The following is a 15,069-nucleotide window of genomic DNA, read 5'->3' on the forward strand; positions in this document are numbered from 1 at the left end:
AGCTGCGGTGCCCCCTCCCGTGTTCGATCGGGCGGATGCGCCGATCGCGGTGCTTATGAAGCGGGTACGAAGACGGCTGCCTTCGCGACGCGGACGACGCGCTCGCCGATGGTGTAGCCGCGTTCGACGACGTCAGCGATCGTGTCGCTCGTGACCTCGGGGTTCGGCAGCTGTGCGATGGCCTCGTACCGCTGGGGGTCGAAGGCCTCTCCGGCTTCACCGTAGGCGGTGAGGCCGAGGCGCTCGACTGCGGTGCGCAGCTTGTTCGCGATGACGGCGACCGGGGTGTCCTCGATGAGGTCGCCGTGCTTCTGGGCACGGTCGAGGTCGTCGAGGACGGGGAGGAGGGACCGGAGCACTTCCGCCTTGGTGGCGTCGTAGGCCTCGGCCTTCTCGCGGTCGGTGCGGCGGCGGTAGTTGGCGTACTCCGCCTGGACGCGCTGCAGGTCGTGGAGGCGCTCCACTGCGAGATCGCTCTCGCCGGGGGTGCCTTCCGTTGGCGCGTCTTCTGCACCTTCGCCGCTGAGGAGCTTCTCGAGATCCTCGACGCTCAGGCCTTCAGCCGCGGCTTCAGCAGCCTGGCCGGCGGCCGGGTCGGCGTCGTCCGGTGTGGACTCCGCCGACTCGGCCCCAGCAGCCGTGCCGAGGTCGCGAACTTCGCCAGTCTCCGGGTCGATCCGACGCTTGTCGTTGATGATCGGCTCGTTTGCTTCTCCCGAGTTCTCGGGGCCGCGTGCTTCTGACTCGTTTCGCTCTTCAGCCATGGTTACTTCTTGTCCTTGTCGTCCTCGTCGTCCACGACCTCGGCGTCGACGATGTCATCGTCGGCTGCCTGGTCTCCGGCGGGTGCGTCGGCCGCGGGGGCCTCTGCTGCCTGCTCAGCCTGGGCTGCGGCGTAGATGGCCTCGCCGAGCTTCGTCTGGCTGGTGTTGAGCTTGTCGAGCGCCGACTTCACGGCCGCGTCGTCGTCGCCTGCGAGGGCCGTCTTGAGCGCGTCGACATCGCCCTGGACCTCGTTCTTGACGTCGGCGGGGAGCTTGTCGTCGTTCTCGGTGAGCACCTTCTCGACCTGGTAGACCGTGGTCTCGGCGATGTTGCGCTGCTCGGCGCCTTCGCGGCGCTTCTTGTCTTCTTCCGCGTGCTCTTCAGCTTCGCGGACCATGCGCTCGATGTCTTCCTTGCCGAGGCTGGAGCCGCCGGTGATCGTCATCGACTGCTCCTTGCCCGTGCCCTTGTCCTTTGCGGAGACGTGCACGATGCCGTTGGCGTCGATGTCGAACGTGACCTCGATCTGCGGCATGCCACGGGGGGCCGGTGCGATGCCGGTGAGCTCGAAGGTGCCGAGGTTCTTGTTGTCGCGGGTGAACTCGCGCTCGCCCTGGAAGACCTGGATCTGCACGGACGGCTGGTTGTCGTCGGCCGTCGTGAAGGTCTCGCTGCGCTTGGTCGGGATGGCCGTGTTGCGCTCGATGAGCTTGGTCATGATGCCGCCCTTGGTCTCGATGCCGAGGGAGAGGGGCGTGACGTCGATGAGGAGGACGTCCTTGCGCTCGCCCTTCAGCACGCCAGCCTGGAGTGCGGCGCCGACTGCGACGACCTCATCCGGGTTGACGCCCTTGTTGGCCTCCTTGCCGCTGAGCTTCTTGACGAGCTCGGCGACGGCGGGCATGCGGGTGGAGCCACCGACGAGGACGACGTGGTCGATCTCGTCGACCTTGATGCCGGCTTCGCGGATGACGTCTTCGAACGGCTTGCGGGTGCGCTCGAGGAGGTCCTTCGTGAGGTCCTCGAACTTCGCACGCGTGATGCTCGTGTCGAGGTTCGCGGGGCCGTTCTCCGTGAGGGAGAGGTACGGCAGCTGGATGCTGGCGCTGGTGGAGCTGGAGAGCTCCTTCTTCGCCTGCTCAGCGGCTTCCTTGAGGCGCTGGAGCGCGATCTTGTCGTTCGCGACGTCGACGCCGGTCTGCGACTTGAACTCGGTGATGAGGTACTTGACGAGACGGTCGTCCCAGTCGTCGCCGCCGAGGCGGTTGTCACCTGCGGTGGAGCGCACCTGGATGGTGGAGAAGTCGTCGTCCTTGCCCACTTCGAGGAGGGAGACGTCGAACGTTCCGCCACCGAGGTCGAAGACGAGGATGAGCTCGTCTTCCTTGCCCTTGTCGAGGCCATACGCGAGTGCGGCGGCGGTCGGCTCGTTGATGATGCGGAGCACGTTGAGGCCGGCGATCTCGCCGGCTTCCTTCGTGGCCTGGCGCTCGGCGTCGTTGAAGTACGCGGGGACGGTGATGACCGCGTCGGTCACCTTGTCACCGAGGTACTGCTCTGCGTCGCGCTTGAGCTTGCCGAGGATGCGCGCGGAGATCTCCTGCGCGGTGTACTTCTTGTCGTCGATGGCCTGGGTCCAGGTGGTGCCCATGTGGCGCTTGACGGATCCGATGGTGCGGTCGACGTTCGTGACGGCCTGGCGCTTGGCGGTCTCGCCGACGAGGACGTCGCCGTCCTTCGTGAATGCGACGATCGACGGGGTGGTGCGGAAGCCCTCGGCGTTTGCGATGACCTTGGGCTCACCACCCTCGAGGACCGAGACGCAGGAGTTCGTGGTTCCGAGGTCGATTCCAACAGCACGTGACATGTGTGGTTCTCCTTTTGTAGTGCTTGTCTGTTCTGAGTCTTCGTCGGCTCTGGTTCTGTGCTCCGAATCGGAGGCATGAAGACCTGAGCCGTCTGCGCTCAAGTTTACTCAGCACGGTGCACGCGTCAAGCTGGGCGGCTGAGAGTTGAGTGGGAACGACTCAAGTCTGCGCACAGAGGCCAGCACCATCAGGCGACCCGGATAACCAGCCGTTCGATGAGTCCGTCGGACCCGAGGTCGAAGGTGCTCGTGAGGTCCACCCGTCCTCCCGGGAAATCTCCCTCGAGCCGTTCCGTCACGGCGGCGCGCAACCCGTCGCGCTCCGAGTCGAGGAGCCTCGCGGTGAACGTGAAGGCGTTCGAGACCTCTCGGCGCCAGCGGACGATGTCGGCGCGACCGCGGAACGTGGGGCGCAGGTGCCGCCGTGGTTCGGCGGCCGGCCACCTCACGGCTCCTGGAACTCCACCGGGAAGTCGGCGATGTGCAGACCGGATGCGCCGATCGCGGACTCGATCGCCGAGTGCTGCGAGGCGGGTGCGGTGATATTGACGCGCTCGACGCCGTCGATGGGCGTGCCGCCGCCGTCTGCCCAGAAGAAGCTGACCTCGTGACGCTCGGCGAGCTCGGTGAGCAGCGCGAGGTAGGGCTCCTGCTGACCGGGAAGGATCGAGGCGCCGAGCGTCGTGGAGTTGATCTCGAGCTCCTGGTCTTGCTCCAGGCCCGCTGCGGCGAGCAGCGCCTCGGTGTTCTCGACGAGCGGCAGGAGATGGAGATACCCGTTCGGCGCCTCCGCTATCGACACCAGGGCGAAGCGGCCGTTCTCCCAGATCGACGGCTGCACGGCAAGGCCGGGCACGACTGCGTCGAGCGCGTCGACAAGCGGCACGGCGTCGAACCCGAAGCTCGGACAGACACCTCCGGACAGCGATCGTCTCGATGAGTCGGTCTGGCTGTGCAGTGACGTTTCGCCCCCAGCGGCCGCCGCGACGTCGATCGACCAGCTGATCGCCTCGGGATGGGCCGATGCGCAGAGCTCGGCCAGGAGGCCGGGCAGGTGCTCCTGTTCGACGTCCACCCCGACCCACGAGATCGGGTCGACGAAGAGCGGCGCCTCGACCCAGCGCTCGTGCTGGACGTCGCTGACGCCCGGCAGCGCCTCGACGCGGTCCGCGAACTCGTCGAACTGCGCGGTCGGGCGATCGAAGTGGGTCTCGTTCACCATCCAGCTGAACAGCGTCGCGACACCGAGCGCGATGCCGATCAGGACGAGCACGACGGCGGCCAGCGACACTCTCGTTGTGATCCGCATGCGCCAACCTCTCCCTTTCTCCCAACGGTGCCACGCGCAGGTCACGGGCCGGTTCACTGCAGACGAACTCCGGGCGAACTCCGCCGGCGGCGCGCCTGCACGCAGGCACTGCACTGGCCAACTTCCGTGATGCTTCGGCCCGGCTGACGTCCATCCGGGCGGGCAGCCCCGAACCATCACGGAAGTTGGCCGGGCCGGGATGGGCCGACGTCCACGCGGACCCCACCGTCCGCGCGTTCGCCTGCGCGCCGCCTCCCGCGCATAGACTCCGCGCATGGCACTCCCCGGCCGCGCCGACGACGGCGCCACCTCCCTCAGCGATGCGACCCCGAGCGGGCGGGTCGAGACCGTCGACGGCGGGGCGGCGGTGACGCCGAAGGAACTCAAGAAGCGTGCAACCGCCTGGGCATTGTGGGACGTGGGCAACTCCGCCTTCCAGGCCGTCGTCGTCACGTTCGTCTTCGCCACCTACCTCGCGAGCGACCTCTTCATCGACCCGCAGATCGCGGCGCTCGGGGAGGCGAACCCGCTCGACCCGCAGTACCTGGCGGCTCAGGCCGCATCCACGAACGTCATCGCGAACCTGAGCACCGTCGCGGGCCTGCTCGTCGCACTCATCGCGCCGGTCCTCGGACAGCGCTCGGACGGCTCAGGCAAGCGCAAGCTGTGGCTCGGCATCTTCACGGGCATCACCGTGCTCATCATGCTCGCCATGTTCTTCATCCAGCCGGGCGAGGAGTACCTGTTCTGGGGCGCGCTGCTGCTCGCGGTCGGCACGATCTTCGCCGAGCTGAGCGGCGTCAACTACAACGCCATGCTCTCGCAGGTGTCGACGCCCAAGAACGTGGGCCGCATCTCCGGCATCGGCTGGGGCCTCGGCTACCTGGGCAGCATCGTGCTGCTCGTGCTGCTGCTCGTGCTGTTCATCCAGTCGTTCGGCGCGGAGGGCAGGAACGGGGTGCTCGGGGTGCCGAGCGGGGTGGATGGGGGCGCGCTCGACATCCGCTTCGCCATCGTGCTCGCGGCCGTCTGGTACGTCGTCTTCGCGCTCCCCGTCATGTTCAAGGTGCCGGAGATCGCGAAGGACGAGAACCGCCCGAAGGTGGGCTTCCTCGCCTCCTACGGCGTTCTCTTCCGCGTGATCGGGAAGCTCGCGAAGAGCGACCCGAAGCTCCTCCTGTTCCTCGCCGCGAGCGCCGTCTTCCGCGACGGCCTGCAGGCGATCTTCGCGTTCGGGGCGATCCTCGCGGCGCAGGTGTACGGCTTCGCGCCGAGCGAGGTCATCTACTTCGCGGTCGCCGCGAACCTCGTCGCCGGCCTCGGCACGCTCGCTGCCGGCTGGTTCGACGACCGCTTCGGCCCGAAGCTCGTCATCATGGCGTCGCTCGTGTCGCTCACCGCGTTCTCCGTAGTGCTCCTCTTCCTGCCGTCCGAGCAGACCGTGTTCTGGATCTTCGGCCTCGCCCTGTGCCTCTTCGTGGGTCCCGCGCAGGCGGCGAGTCGCTCCTACCTGTCGCGCGCGACGCCTCCCGGGCGCGAGGGCGAGCTGTTCGGCCTCTACGCCACCACGAACCGCGTCGCGAGCTTCATCACGCCCGCCCTGTTCAGCCTCTTCGTGTTCCTCTCCGGCAACCCGAAGATGGGCATCATCGGCATCGGCATCGTGCTCGCCGTCGGCTTCCTCATGATGCTGCCCGTGCCGAGCAAGGTGAAGCAGGCGAGCGCGTAGCGCGGACTCCGCGGCGCTCCGGCGGCACTCCGGCGGCGCCTCAGGGAACGCCGAATCGGACACTCGATGAACGGCACGTGAACGTGCAGGACTTGCACCCATTGCAAGTTCTTTTGCACTTAGCGTTCCTCGCGTGCTCATCATCAGCCTCGCCAAGCAGCAGGGTCACCTGCTCACGCCGACCGACCGTCGGCTCGTGTCGGCCCTGCAGTCGCAGCCGCTCGAGGCCACCTTCTGGAGCGCGGCCGAGCTGACCGGCCCGCTGCAGCTGCACCAGTCCGCGGCCACCCGGCTCGCGCAGCGTCTCGGCTTCGAGGGCTACCCGCAGCTTCGGGATGCGCTGCGCGCCGACTACCACGGCGGCGATGGCCCCTCGCAGCGCATCAGGGGTCGTCTCGAGCGCCATCAGGCGAGCGACGTGCTCGGTGGATTCGTCGACGACGAGCTCGCTGCGCTCTCCGACCTCCCCCGCCACGTCCAGCAGGGCGAGCTGGATGCGCTCGCCGAGCAGGTGCTGCGCGCCGGCGAGGTGCACCTCTTCGCGCAGGGCAACGCGACCGTGCTCGTCGACCTCATGAGCCGCCGCCTGCAGCGGTTCGGGATGCGCACCGTGCAGCTCACGGGGTCGCGCCGCGACATCGCCGAGCGGATCGCGCGGCTCTCGGCGGGCGACCTCCTCCTGGCCTTCGCCTTCCGCCGGGCGCCCGCCGTGCTCGGGCCGCTGCTCGACGTGGCGGCGGAGGCGGGCGCGCACAGCGCCCTCATCACCGACACCGTCGTGTGGCCCGCCCCGCGCCCGTCGACCATCATCGCCGCGCCCCGCGGCGGCAGCGACGACTACCTCTCCCTGACCGTGCCGATGGCGATCAGCAACGCACTCATCCTCACCATCGCCCGCCGTGCCGAGCCCTCCCTGCGCTCCCTCGACCGCCTCGGCACGCTCCTCGACCGCCTCGACTCCTGACCTGCACCACGACCAGCTTCACCTCGCACCCGGATGCGCCTCGACGCATCCACCCCTCACCGCTCTGCGCTCCACAGACAACGAAGGAACACCCATGCGCTTCCCCGCCCGCCCTCTCGTGACGTCCGCCGCGGCGCTCACCGCCCTCGCGCTCCTCGCCGGATGCTCCACCACCCCGACCACCGGCGACGACGCGGCATCCGCAGTCGACTGGGACTCCCTCAGCCACGACGAGCTCGTCGCGATGGCCGAAGCGGAGGGCACGGTCTCCGTGTACGCCTTCACGAGCCGCGTCGCGAGCATCGAGGAGAGCTTCGAGGCCGCCTACCCCGGCATCGACGTCGTCTCGAGCGACCTCTCCTCGACCGAGCTCATCCAGCGACTCGCGAGCGAGCACACCGCGGGCAGCACGACCGCGGATGTCGCCTACGTGAGCGACGCCCCGGTCGTCGTCACCGAGCTGCTCGCCGACGGCGTGCTGACCCCCTACGTGCCGCCGCGCGTCGCCGAGTCGCTGCCCGCCGAGTTCCAGGCGCCCCTCGTCGCGAACCGCCTCTCGACGAAGGTGCTCATGTACAACGAGGAGGCGCATCCGGATGGCGCCCCGGTCGACAACCTGTGGGAGCTGACCGAGCCGGCGTGGGCGGGCAAGGTCGTCATGGTCGACCCGAACGTGCGCGGAGACTACCTCGACCTCGTGACCGAGATGTCGCTGCGCGCCGACGAGATGGCCGCCGCCTACGAGGAGCACTTCGGCACGCCGGTCGTGCTCGACGAGGGCGTGGACGACGCGGGCCTGCAGTTCATCTCCGAGCTCTACGCGAACGACGTCGTGCTCGTCGACGACACCGACACGGTCAACGCCGCGATCGGCGCCACCGGCCAGGCGAACCCTCCCGTCGGCTTCACCTCGTACTCCGACCGCCGCGACAACGAGGACGAGGGATGGGCGCTGCAGGTGGCCGCGAACGTCGCCCCGTCGCCCGGCATCGCGTTCCCCGCGATGCTCGGCGTTACCGCGAACGCCCAGAACCCGGCAGCCGCGCGACTCCTCATCGACTACATGATGGGCGATGACACCGAGACGGGCGGAGAGGGCTTCGAGCCGTTCTACGTCGCAGGCGACTACCCGACGCGCAGCGACGTGGTCGCGCCAGCCGACGCCGTCTCGCTCGACGAGCTCGGCGCGTGGCGCATCGAGCCGGAATCGTCCGCCGAGCGCCGCGACGAGATCGCCGACTTCCTCCTCAGCATCCAGTGACGCTCCTCACCACGTCCGTCGGCCGCCGCCCCACCCCCTCGCGGGGCCGCGGCTGGCGGACGGTCGCATCGCGAGGCCGCATCGGCGTGCTCGCGGCGGTCGTCATCGCCATCCTCGTCGTCCTCGTGGCGCTCCCCCTCGGCGGCCTCGTCGCCGCGACCGTCGGCGAACGGGGTGCCGGCGCATGGGGCGACGTGTTCGTCGGGCGCATCGCGGGCAACCTCTTCTGGCAGCCGCTCGGGAACTCGCTGCTCGTCGGCCTCGGAACGGGACTCCTCTCGACCGTGATCGGCGCGTTCCTCGCCTGGGTCGTCGTCATGAGCGACGTGCCCGGCCGGACGATCATCGGCGCGCTCGCCGCCGTGCCCTTCGCCCTGCCGAGCTTCGCCATCGCGCTCGCCTGGGAGACGGTCTTCCGCAACGACCGCATCGGCGGCTCCCCCGGCCTCCTCCAGTCGTTCGGCATCGCGGTTCCGGATGCGCTGGCCTGGGGAGCCGTGCCGATCACGCTCACGCTCGTCGCGCACTACTTCTCGCTGTCCTTCCTCGTCGTCGCCGCAGCCCTCGCGAACGTCGGCGGGGACCTGCTCGCGGCCGCCGAGCTGACCGGGGCCTCCAGGCTGCACATCGCCCTGCGCGTGACGCTGCCCTCGGTCGCCCCCGCGCTCCTCGCCGGGTTCCTGCTGGCCTTCGCCGAAGGGGTCAGCAACTTCGCCGTGCCAGCCCTGCTCGGCCTGCCTGTCCGCTTCCAGACCCTGAGCACCCGCCTCTACGGGTCCATCTCGACGGGCGACGTCGAACGTGGCTACGTGCTCTCGATCCTCCTCGTCGTCATCGCGGCGGCCGTGCTCTTCCTCGGCACGAAGGCCACGGGGCGCGGCTCGTTCGCGACGCTCACCGGCAAGGCGACGCGGGCCCGCGCCGTGCGGACCGGCGTCTGGCGCATCCCGCTGCTCGTCGCCGCATCCTCGCTGGTGCTGGTCACGGCGATCGTCCCCGGCATCGTGCTCGCCGTGAGCACCGTGCTGCGGCGCACGGGGCGCGTCGACGGCGGCTTCACGCTGCACTTCTGGACCGGCGGGTCCGACCCCGGCATCGCGCAGGGCGTTCGGGGCATCCTCACCGACCCGACCGTCATCACCGCGCTCGGCGGCACCCTCGCGCTCGGGGCCTCCGTCGCGGTCGGGGCGATCGTGCTCGGCGTGCTCGGCGCCTACGTGCTGCGTCGCCTCCCGCGAGCGCGCGTCACGTCCGGGACGATCTCGTTCCTGTCGTACGTGCCCTTCCTCATCCCTGGCGTCGCGTTCGGGGCCGCGTTCATCGCGCAGTTCGGGACGCCGATCGGCCCGCTCCCCTCGCTCTACGGCACCTTCTGGATCCTGATCCTCGCCGGCGTCGCGGCGAGCGTCCCGTTCGCGTTCCAGACCTCACGGGCCGCGCTCGGCCAGGTCTCGAGCGAGCTCGAGGAGGCAGCGACCGTCGCCGGGGCCCGTGGACCGCGACGGCTGGCGCGCATCCTGCTGCCCCTCTCGGCCAGGGGCGTGGTGGGCGGAGGCGTGCTCGTCTTCGTGACCATGGTGCGCGACCTGTCGCTTGTCGTGCTGCTCGTCACGCCAGCCACCCCGCTGCTCTCGACCATGACCTTCCGGTATGCCTCCGAGGGATTCACCCAGCACGCCAACGCCATCACCCTCATCATCGCCGCCATCTCGGTGGCCGCCACCCTCCTCGCCCGCAGACTGCAGGGCGACCGAAACGCCGGGAGCACCACGTGACCGCCATCACCCTCGACCGCCTCGCGAAGGCGTTCGGCCGCCAGAGCGCGGTGCGCGACATCGATCTCGATATCCCGGACGGCGCCTTCGTCGTGCTGCTCGGACCCTCCGGATGCGGGAAGACCACGACGCTGCGCATGCTCGCGGGGCTCGAGGAGCCGACGGCGGGGCGCATCTGCTTCGGCGACCGGGTCGTCGCCGACGGCGACACGGGCGCGTCCGTGCCGGCGAGCAAGCGCGGGCTCGGCATGGTGTTCCAGAGCTACGCGCTGTGGCCGCACATGCGCGTGCGCGACAACATCGGCTGGCCGCTCAAGGTCGCCAGCTGGGGCTCCGCAGAGCGTGACGCTCGAGTCGCCGAGGTGCTCGGCATGCTCGAGCTCGACGGCCTCGCCGATCGCTTCCCCGCCGAGCTCTCCGGCGGCCAGCAGCAGCGCGTCGCCATCGCCCGCACCGTCGCGCCGAAGCCCGGCGTGCTCCTCTTCGACGAGCCCCTCTCCAATCTGGACGCGCGCCTGCGGCTCGACACGCGGGCCGAGCTCGTGAATGTGCACCGGCTGAGCGGTGCGACGAGCGTGTACGTCACGCACGACCAGGTGGAGGCGCTTGCCATGGCGACCCACATCGCGGTGATGCGTGATGGGGCGATCGAGCAGTTCGGCACGCCGCAGGAGCTGCTCGATCGGCCCGCGACCGCGTTCGTCGCCTCCTTCCTGGGGAGCCCCGCGAAGGTCATGCTCCGCGGGGAGGTCGGGCGGGGGCGCCTCTTCCGGGGCGTGGCCCCGCTCGCCGAGGTGCCCGGCGTCCCGGACGGGGCGACGCTGCACGCCATGTACGCGCCGGAGTCGATCTCGGTCGGGCCCGGCGGGCTCCTCGAGTTCGAGGTGCTCGAGTCGACCCCGGTCGCAGGACGATGGATCACGACGGGCCTCGCGGGCGCAGACCGCCTCTCGATCGTCACCGACCGGGCCCACCAGCCTGGCGAGGCGACGCGCCTGCAGCCGCCGGAGCATCCGGACGCGATCTTCTCGGCGGACGGCTCGCGGCTCTCGGCCGCCGGGGATGCGGCGGGGACCGAGCTCGCGGGGGCGGCCCGATGACCGCGCTGCTGCTGGTTCGCCACGGCGCGACCTCATGGACCGCCGAGCGCCGCCTGCAGGGGCGCACCGACATCGACCTCACCGCCAAGGGCCGGGCGGATGCGGCGGCGCTGCGGGATGCCGTCTCGCTGTGGGCACCCTCCAGCGTGGTCGCCTCGCCGCTGCTCCGTGCTCGCTCCACAGCGTCGGCCCTCAGCGACCTCGAGCCGTCGATCGACGAGCGCTGGGCGGAGGCGACGCTCGGCGAATGGGAGGGGCGCGTGCCAGCGGAGATCGGGCCGGACTACGCCGAGTGGCGTGCGGGGCGGCTCGTGCCGCCTGGCGGAGAGTCGGCGCCGGCGCTTCGAGCCCGCATCGAGGGCGCCGTCGCCGATGCCGCCAGGCGGCCAGGACCCGTGCTGGTCGTCACCCACGGTGGCACGATCCGCGCGGTCCTCGCGCGCTACATCGGTCTCACCGCGGACCTCATCGAGCCTGTCGCCGCGCCGAGCCTCACGGCGATCGACGTGCAGCACGACGGCTCGGCTCGGCTCGTCGCCTTCAACGTGGCGAGGTAGCGAGCCGCGCCCCGAGTGTTACCCCCGGGGCGCAACTCGGTGGCGAAATGTCGGTGGTCGGCACAAGACTTGACGCCATGACGAACAGCTCGGAAGGCCAGCTCCCCACGACACTCCTCGGCGACGGCCTCGTTACGACCGTGCAGGGCTACGGCGCGATGAGCCTCAGCGATGCCTACGGGCCCATCGACGACGCGCAGGCGCTGCGCACGCTGCAGCATTCGGTGGATGCGGGCATCACGTTCCTCGACACCGCCAACATCTACGGCGACGGCCGCAGCGAGCGCACCATCGCGAAGATCTTCCCGGCACAGCGGGAGCGCATCCAGCTCGCCACGAAGTTCGGCATCACGAAGGGCGACGGCGTCGGCAAGCGCGGAGTGCGCGGCGACCGCGAGCACGTCCGCGAGCAGGTCGAGCTCTCCCTCACGCGCCTCGGCACCGACCACATCGACCTCTACTACCAGCACCGCGTCGACCCGAACGTGCCGATCGAGGACACGGTCGGGTTCGTCTCCGAGCTCGTCGCCGAAGGCAAGGTCCGCCACATCGGGCTGAGCGAGCCGACGGGCGCCGAGATCATCCGCGCGGCCGCCATCCACCCGATCGCCGCGGTGCAGAGCGAGTACAGCATCTTCAGCCGCGACCTGGAGGCGTACGTCATCCCCGCCATCCGCGAGGTCGGAGCCGGGTTCGTGCCCTACTCGCCCGTCAGCCGCGGCCTGCTCACCGACTCGTGGGCGGAGCTCGACGCCGTCTCCCCCAATGTGCGCGCCAACTTCCCCCGCTTCTTCCCCGAGAACCTGCCCGTGAATCGCGCGCTTGCCGGCGAGGTCGCCGCTGTCGCCCAGCAGCTCAGCGAAGTGCACGACCGCCACGTCTCGGTCGCCGAGGTCGCCCTCGCCTGGGTCTACGCGAAGTCGGCGGAGTTCGGCGTGCGCGTCTCCCCCATTCCCGGAACCCGCAGCCCGCAGCGCGTCGACGAGAACCTGCGTGCCATCGGCCTCGAGCTGAACGTCGAGCAGCTGCAGCAGCTGGACGCGCTCGCCGACCGAGTCGTCGGCCACCGCTCCGCCGACCCCGCCTGGACCTCCCAGGGCCGGGAAGAGGCCCAGCTCGCCCGATCCTGACCAGGCGGATCCCCAGCTTGGCGAGTTGCGGGCAAACGAAGGGCAACTAGAATCTCTCTTCATGGAAGACCCTCCCAGTCATAGTCCCAAGCCTCTCGACGTTCCGGCCGAACCCTCGGCCGCCACAGTCTGGAGGCACCACGCATGAACGAATGGGTGATGCTCGGCATCGGCCTCGTTCTCACAGTAGGAACCGGGTTGTTCGTCGCGAGTGAATTCGCGCTCGTCAACCTCGACCGAAACGAACTCGAAAAACGGCAAAGCCGCGGAGAGAAGCGACTCGGGCCCACCATCAAGGCCCTGAAGATCACGTCGACGCACCTCTCCAGCGCGCAGCTCGGGATCACGCTCACGACCCTGCTCACGGGATACACGTTCGAGCCGGCCGTCAGCTCCCTCCTCGAGGAACCCCTCACCGGAGTCGGCGTTCCCGCGGGCCTCGTGCCCGTAGCGGGAGCCATCGTCGGCATCATCCTCGCGACGCTGTTCTCGATGATCATCGGCGAGCTCGTCCCGAAGAACTTCGCACTCGCCCTCCCCAGGGCGACCGCGAAGGTCGTCATCCCGTTCCAGGCGCTCTTCACGACGGTGTTCAAGCCCGTGATCCTGCTCCTGAACAACACCGCGAACGCCATCATCCGCTCCATGGGCATCGAGCCCAAGGAGGAGCTCTCCGGTGCCAGAAGCGCCGACGAGCTGTCGTACCTCATTCGCCACTCCGCGCTGTCCGGCCTGCTCGAGGAAGACGACGCGGCCCTGCTGCGACGCACCCTCAAGTTCGCCGAGCACGACGCGTCCGACGTCATGACGCCCCGCGTGCGCATGGCGAGCGTGGAGGTCGACGACACGGCGCAGGCGATCATCGCCCTCGCCATCGAGACCGGCTACTCCCGGTTCCCGGTCGTCGACGGCACCCCGGACAACATCACGGGGTTCGTGCACGCCAAACAGGCGTTCGCGGTCGCCGTGGAGCGCCAGACCGAGGTCACCGCCGGCGAGCTGCAGACCGAGGCGCTCCGCGTGCCGGAGTCGATGGGCGCATCCGCCCTGCTGACCCTCCTGCGCGCCGAACGCCACCAGGTTGCCGTCGTCGTGGATGAGCACGGCGGCACCGCTGGCATCGTCACGCTCGAAGACCTCGTCGAGGAGATCGTCGGGGAGCTCGAGGACGAACACGACCGACACCAGACCGGGTTTATCCGGCGCGGCCGGTCCGTCACGTTCGACGCCTCCTGGCGCCCGGACGAAGTCCTCGACCGCCTCGCCATCGAGGTGCCGGAGGACGGCGACTACGACACCGTCGGCGGATTCATCACCGACACCCTCGAGCGTCTCCCCGAACTGGGCGACGAGGTCGCCATCGAGTCGGGCATGCTGCGCGTCGAGCGCATCGACGGCACGCGCATCGTGCGGGTCCGCTACCTGCCCGACGAACCGGACGGCGACCAGAGCCTCATGACGAACCAGGAGCTTGCGCTCGACAGAGCCCACGACCGAGTCAAGGAGGTGATGACCAATGAGTGAGTACCTGCCAGGAATCCTGTGGCTGTTCGTCCTCCTCATCGGCAACGCCTTCTTCGTCGGCGCCGAGTTCGCCGTCATCTCGGCGAAGCGATCCCAGATCGAGCCCCTCGCCGAGCGGGGCAGCCGCGCCGCGAAGACCACCCTGTGGGCGATGGAGCACGCGACGCTCATGCTGGCGACGAGCCAGCTGGGCATCACCGTCTGCTCGCTGCTCATCCTGAACGTCTCCGAGCCGGCCATCCACCACCTGCTCGAGATCCCGCTCGGGCTCACCGCGCTGTCGGCCGAGGCCATCAGCGTGATCGCGTTCGCGGTCGCGCTCGTGCTGGTCACGTTCCTGCACGTCGTGTTCGGCGAGATGATCCCCAAGAACCTCGCGTTCTCGGTGCCTGACCGCGCGTCGCTCCTTCTCGCCCCGCCGCTCGTCGTGGTCTCCAAGATCTTCAACCCGATCATCTGGAGCCTCAACACGATCGCGAACGGCGTGCTGCGCCTCTTCAAGGTCGAGCCGAAGGACGAGGCGACGAGCACGTACACGCTCGAGGAGGTGGCCGGAATCGTCGAGCAGTCGACCCGAGAGGGAACGCTGAGCGACACGTCCGGCACGCTCGCTGGCGCGTTCGAGTTCACCGAGAAGAAGGTCAGCGACGTGGATGTGCCCATCGCCGAGATGGTGCTCCTGCCGGCAGGCGCGCGCCCCATCGACGTGCAGAAGGCCGTCGCCGAGCACGGCTTCTCCCGCTACGTCGTCACCGACGAGCGAGGAGAGCCGACGAGCTACATCCACATGAAGGACGTCATGGACCTCATGGGTGCTGACGCCTTCACGTCGCCCATCCCCCAGAAGCGACTGCGGAGCCTCGTCTCCGTGTCGCGCGACGCGGAACTCGAGGACGCCATGGCGGTGCTCCGCGACCGCGGCGCGCACGTCGCCAAGGCGCTCGACACCGACGGCAGGGTGACGGGTCTCCTGTTCCTCGAGGACGTCCTCGAGGTGCTCGTCGGCGAGGTGAACGCGACCTCCGCGGCCGCGTAGCCCGCCGCTTCGATCCCGCAGAAGGGATGCTCCCGCTCGGAAACGGGCGGGA

The 15,069-nt window shown here is 69.4% G+C and carries 13 protein-coding genes; 9 read left to right on the forward strand and 4 right to left on the reverse strand.

Annotated elements, in window-relative coordinates; all coding sequences use genetic code 11:
- Positions 1-53: 53 nt before the first annotated feature.
- The 4 genes from C5E07_RS14030 to C5E07_RS14045 form a co-directional block, all read right to left on the reverse strand.
- Positions 54-764 (reverse strand): nucleotide exchange factor GrpE, encoded by a 711-nt coding sequence (locus tag C5E07_RS14030; RefSeq protein WP_104300062.1) that lies wholly within the window; start codon positions 762-764, stop codon positions 54-56.
- Positions 765-766: 2 nt separating this feature from the next.
- On the reverse strand, positions 767-2,632 hold the full coding sequence (dnaK, locus tag C5E07_RS14035) for a molecular chaperone DnaK (protein WP_104243663.1): 1,866 nt from the start codon (positions 2,630-2,632) through the stop codon (positions 767-769).
- A gap of 188 nt (positions 2,633-2,820) precedes the next feature.
- Entirely contained in the window at positions 2,821-3,081 is a 261-nt protein-coding gene (locus C5E07_RS14040; RefSeq protein WP_104300064.1) for a hypothetical protein, read from the reverse strand.
- On the reverse strand, positions 3,078-3,941 hold the full coding sequence (locus C5E07_RS14045) for a hypothetical protein (RefSeq protein WP_146080606.1): 864 nt from the start codon (positions 3,939-3,941) through the stop codon (positions 3,078-3,080). The genes C5E07_RS14040 and C5E07_RS14045 overlap by 4 nt, the downstream gene beginning before the upstream one ends.
- A 274-nt stretch (positions 3,942-4,215) precedes the next feature.
- On the opposite strand from C5E07_RS14045, the gene C5E07_RS14050 reads away from it, so the two are divergent.
- The 9 genes from C5E07_RS14050 to C5E07_RS14090 all read left to right on the forward strand — a co-directional run bounded on the left by C5E07_RS14050 (position 4,216) and on the right by C5E07_RS14090 (position 15,017).
- Complete coding sequence (locus tag C5E07_RS14050) at positions 4,216-5,670, forward strand: MFS transporter (protein ID WP_104300069.1); 1,455 nt, start codon at positions 4,216-4,218, stop codon at positions 5,668-5,670.
- Between the two features lie 133 nt (positions 5,671-5,803).
- Positions 5,804-6,634: a MurR/RpiR family transcriptional regulator gene (locus tag C5E07_RS14055; RefSeq protein WP_104243669.1), complete on the forward strand. Its 831-nt coding sequence runs from the start codon at positions 5,804-5,806 to the stop codon at positions 6,632-6,634.
- A gap of 94 nt (positions 6,635-6,728) precedes the next feature.
- Positions 6,729-7,895, forward strand: coding sequence for an ABC transporter substrate-binding protein (locus tag C5E07_RS14060; protein ID WP_104300071.1), 1,167 nt, complete (start codon positions 6,729-6,731; stop codon positions 7,893-7,895).
- Positions 7,892-9,670 carry an iron ABC transporter permease gene (locus C5E07_RS14065; RefSeq protein WP_104300073.1) on the forward strand — a complete coding sequence of 593 codons (1,779 nt, stop codon included), beginning with the start codon at positions 7,892-7,894 and terminating at the stop codon, positions 9,668-9,670. Before C5E07_RS14060 ends, C5E07_RS14065 begins: the two co-directional genes overlap by 4 nt.
- Positions 9,667-10,770 (forward strand): ABC transporter ATP-binding protein, encoded by a 1,104-nt coding sequence (locus tag C5E07_RS14070; protein ID WP_104300075.1) that lies wholly within the window; start codon positions 9,667-9,669, stop codon positions 10,768-10,770. Before C5E07_RS14065 ends, C5E07_RS14070 begins: the two co-directional genes overlap by 4 nt.
- Positions 10,767-11,327 (forward strand): histidine phosphatase family protein, encoded by a 561-nt coding sequence (locus tag C5E07_RS14075; protein ID WP_104300077.1) that lies wholly within the window; start codon positions 10,767-10,769, stop codon positions 11,325-11,327. Before C5E07_RS14070 ends, C5E07_RS14075 begins: the two co-directional genes overlap by 4 nt.
- Before the next feature lie 77 nt (positions 11,328-11,404).
- Positions 11,405-12,457, forward strand: coding sequence for an aldo/keto reductase (locus C5E07_RS14080; RefSeq protein WP_104300079.1), 1,053 nt, complete (start codon positions 11,405-11,407; stop codon positions 12,455-12,457).
- A 144-nt stretch (positions 12,458-12,601) separates the two neighbouring features.
- On the forward strand, positions 12,602-13,981 hold the full coding sequence (locus C5E07_RS14085; RefSeq protein ID WP_104300081.1) for a hemolysin family protein: 1,380 nt from the start codon (positions 12,602-12,604) through the stop codon (positions 13,979-13,981).
- The gene (locus C5E07_RS14090) at positions 13,974-15,017 is read left to right on the forward strand and encodes a hemolysin family protein (RefSeq protein ID WP_104243684.1); all 1,044 of its coding nucleotides are present in this window, start codon (positions 13,974-13,976) and stop codon (positions 15,015-15,017) included. The genes C5E07_RS14085 and C5E07_RS14090 overlap by 8 nt, the downstream gene beginning before the upstream one ends.
- Positions 15,018-15,069: the final 52 nt, after the last annotated feature.

The organism is Pseudoclavibacter sp. RFBJ3, assembly GCF_002931375.1.
Lineage (GTDB): Bacteria > Actinomycetota > Actinomycetes > Actinomycetales > Microbacteriaceae > Pseudoclavibacter.

Coding starts and splice junctions, on each gene's coding strand:
- C5E07_RS14030 (WP_104300062.1), bottom strand. CDS start 764: ATGGCTGAAGAGCGAAACGAGTCAGAAGCACGCGGCCCCGAGAACTCG.
- dnaK (WP_104243663.1), bottom strand. CDS start 2,632: ATGTCACGTGCTGTTGGAATCGACCTCGGAACCACGAACTCCTGCGTC.
- C5E07_RS14045 (WP_146080606.1), bottom strand. CDS start 3,941: ATGCGGATCACAACGAGAGTGTCGCTGGCCGCCGTCGTGCTCGTCCTG.
- C5E07_RS14050 (WP_104300069.1), top strand. CDS start 4,216: ATGGCACTCCCCGGCCGCGCCGACGACGGCGCCACCTCCCTCAGCGAT.
- C5E07_RS14060 (WP_104300071.1), top strand. CDS start 6,729: ATGCGCTTCCCCGCCCGCCCTCTCGTGACGTCCGCCGCGGCGCTCACC.
- C5E07_RS14075 (WP_104300077.1), top strand. CDS start 10,767: ATGACCGCGCTGCTGCTGGTTCGCCACGGCGCGACCTCATGGACCGCC.
- C5E07_RS14080 (WP_104300079.1), top strand. CDS start 11,405: ATGACGAACAGCTCGGAAGGCCAGCTCCCCACGACACTCCTCGGCGAC.
- C5E07_RS14085 (WP_104300081.1), top strand. CDS start 12,602: ATGAACGAATGGGTGATGCTCGGCATCGGCCTCGTTCTCACAGTAGGA.
- C5E07_RS14090 (WP_104243684.1), top strand. CDS start 13,974: ATGAGTGAGTACCTGCCAGGAATCCTGTGGCTGTTCGTCCTCCTCATC.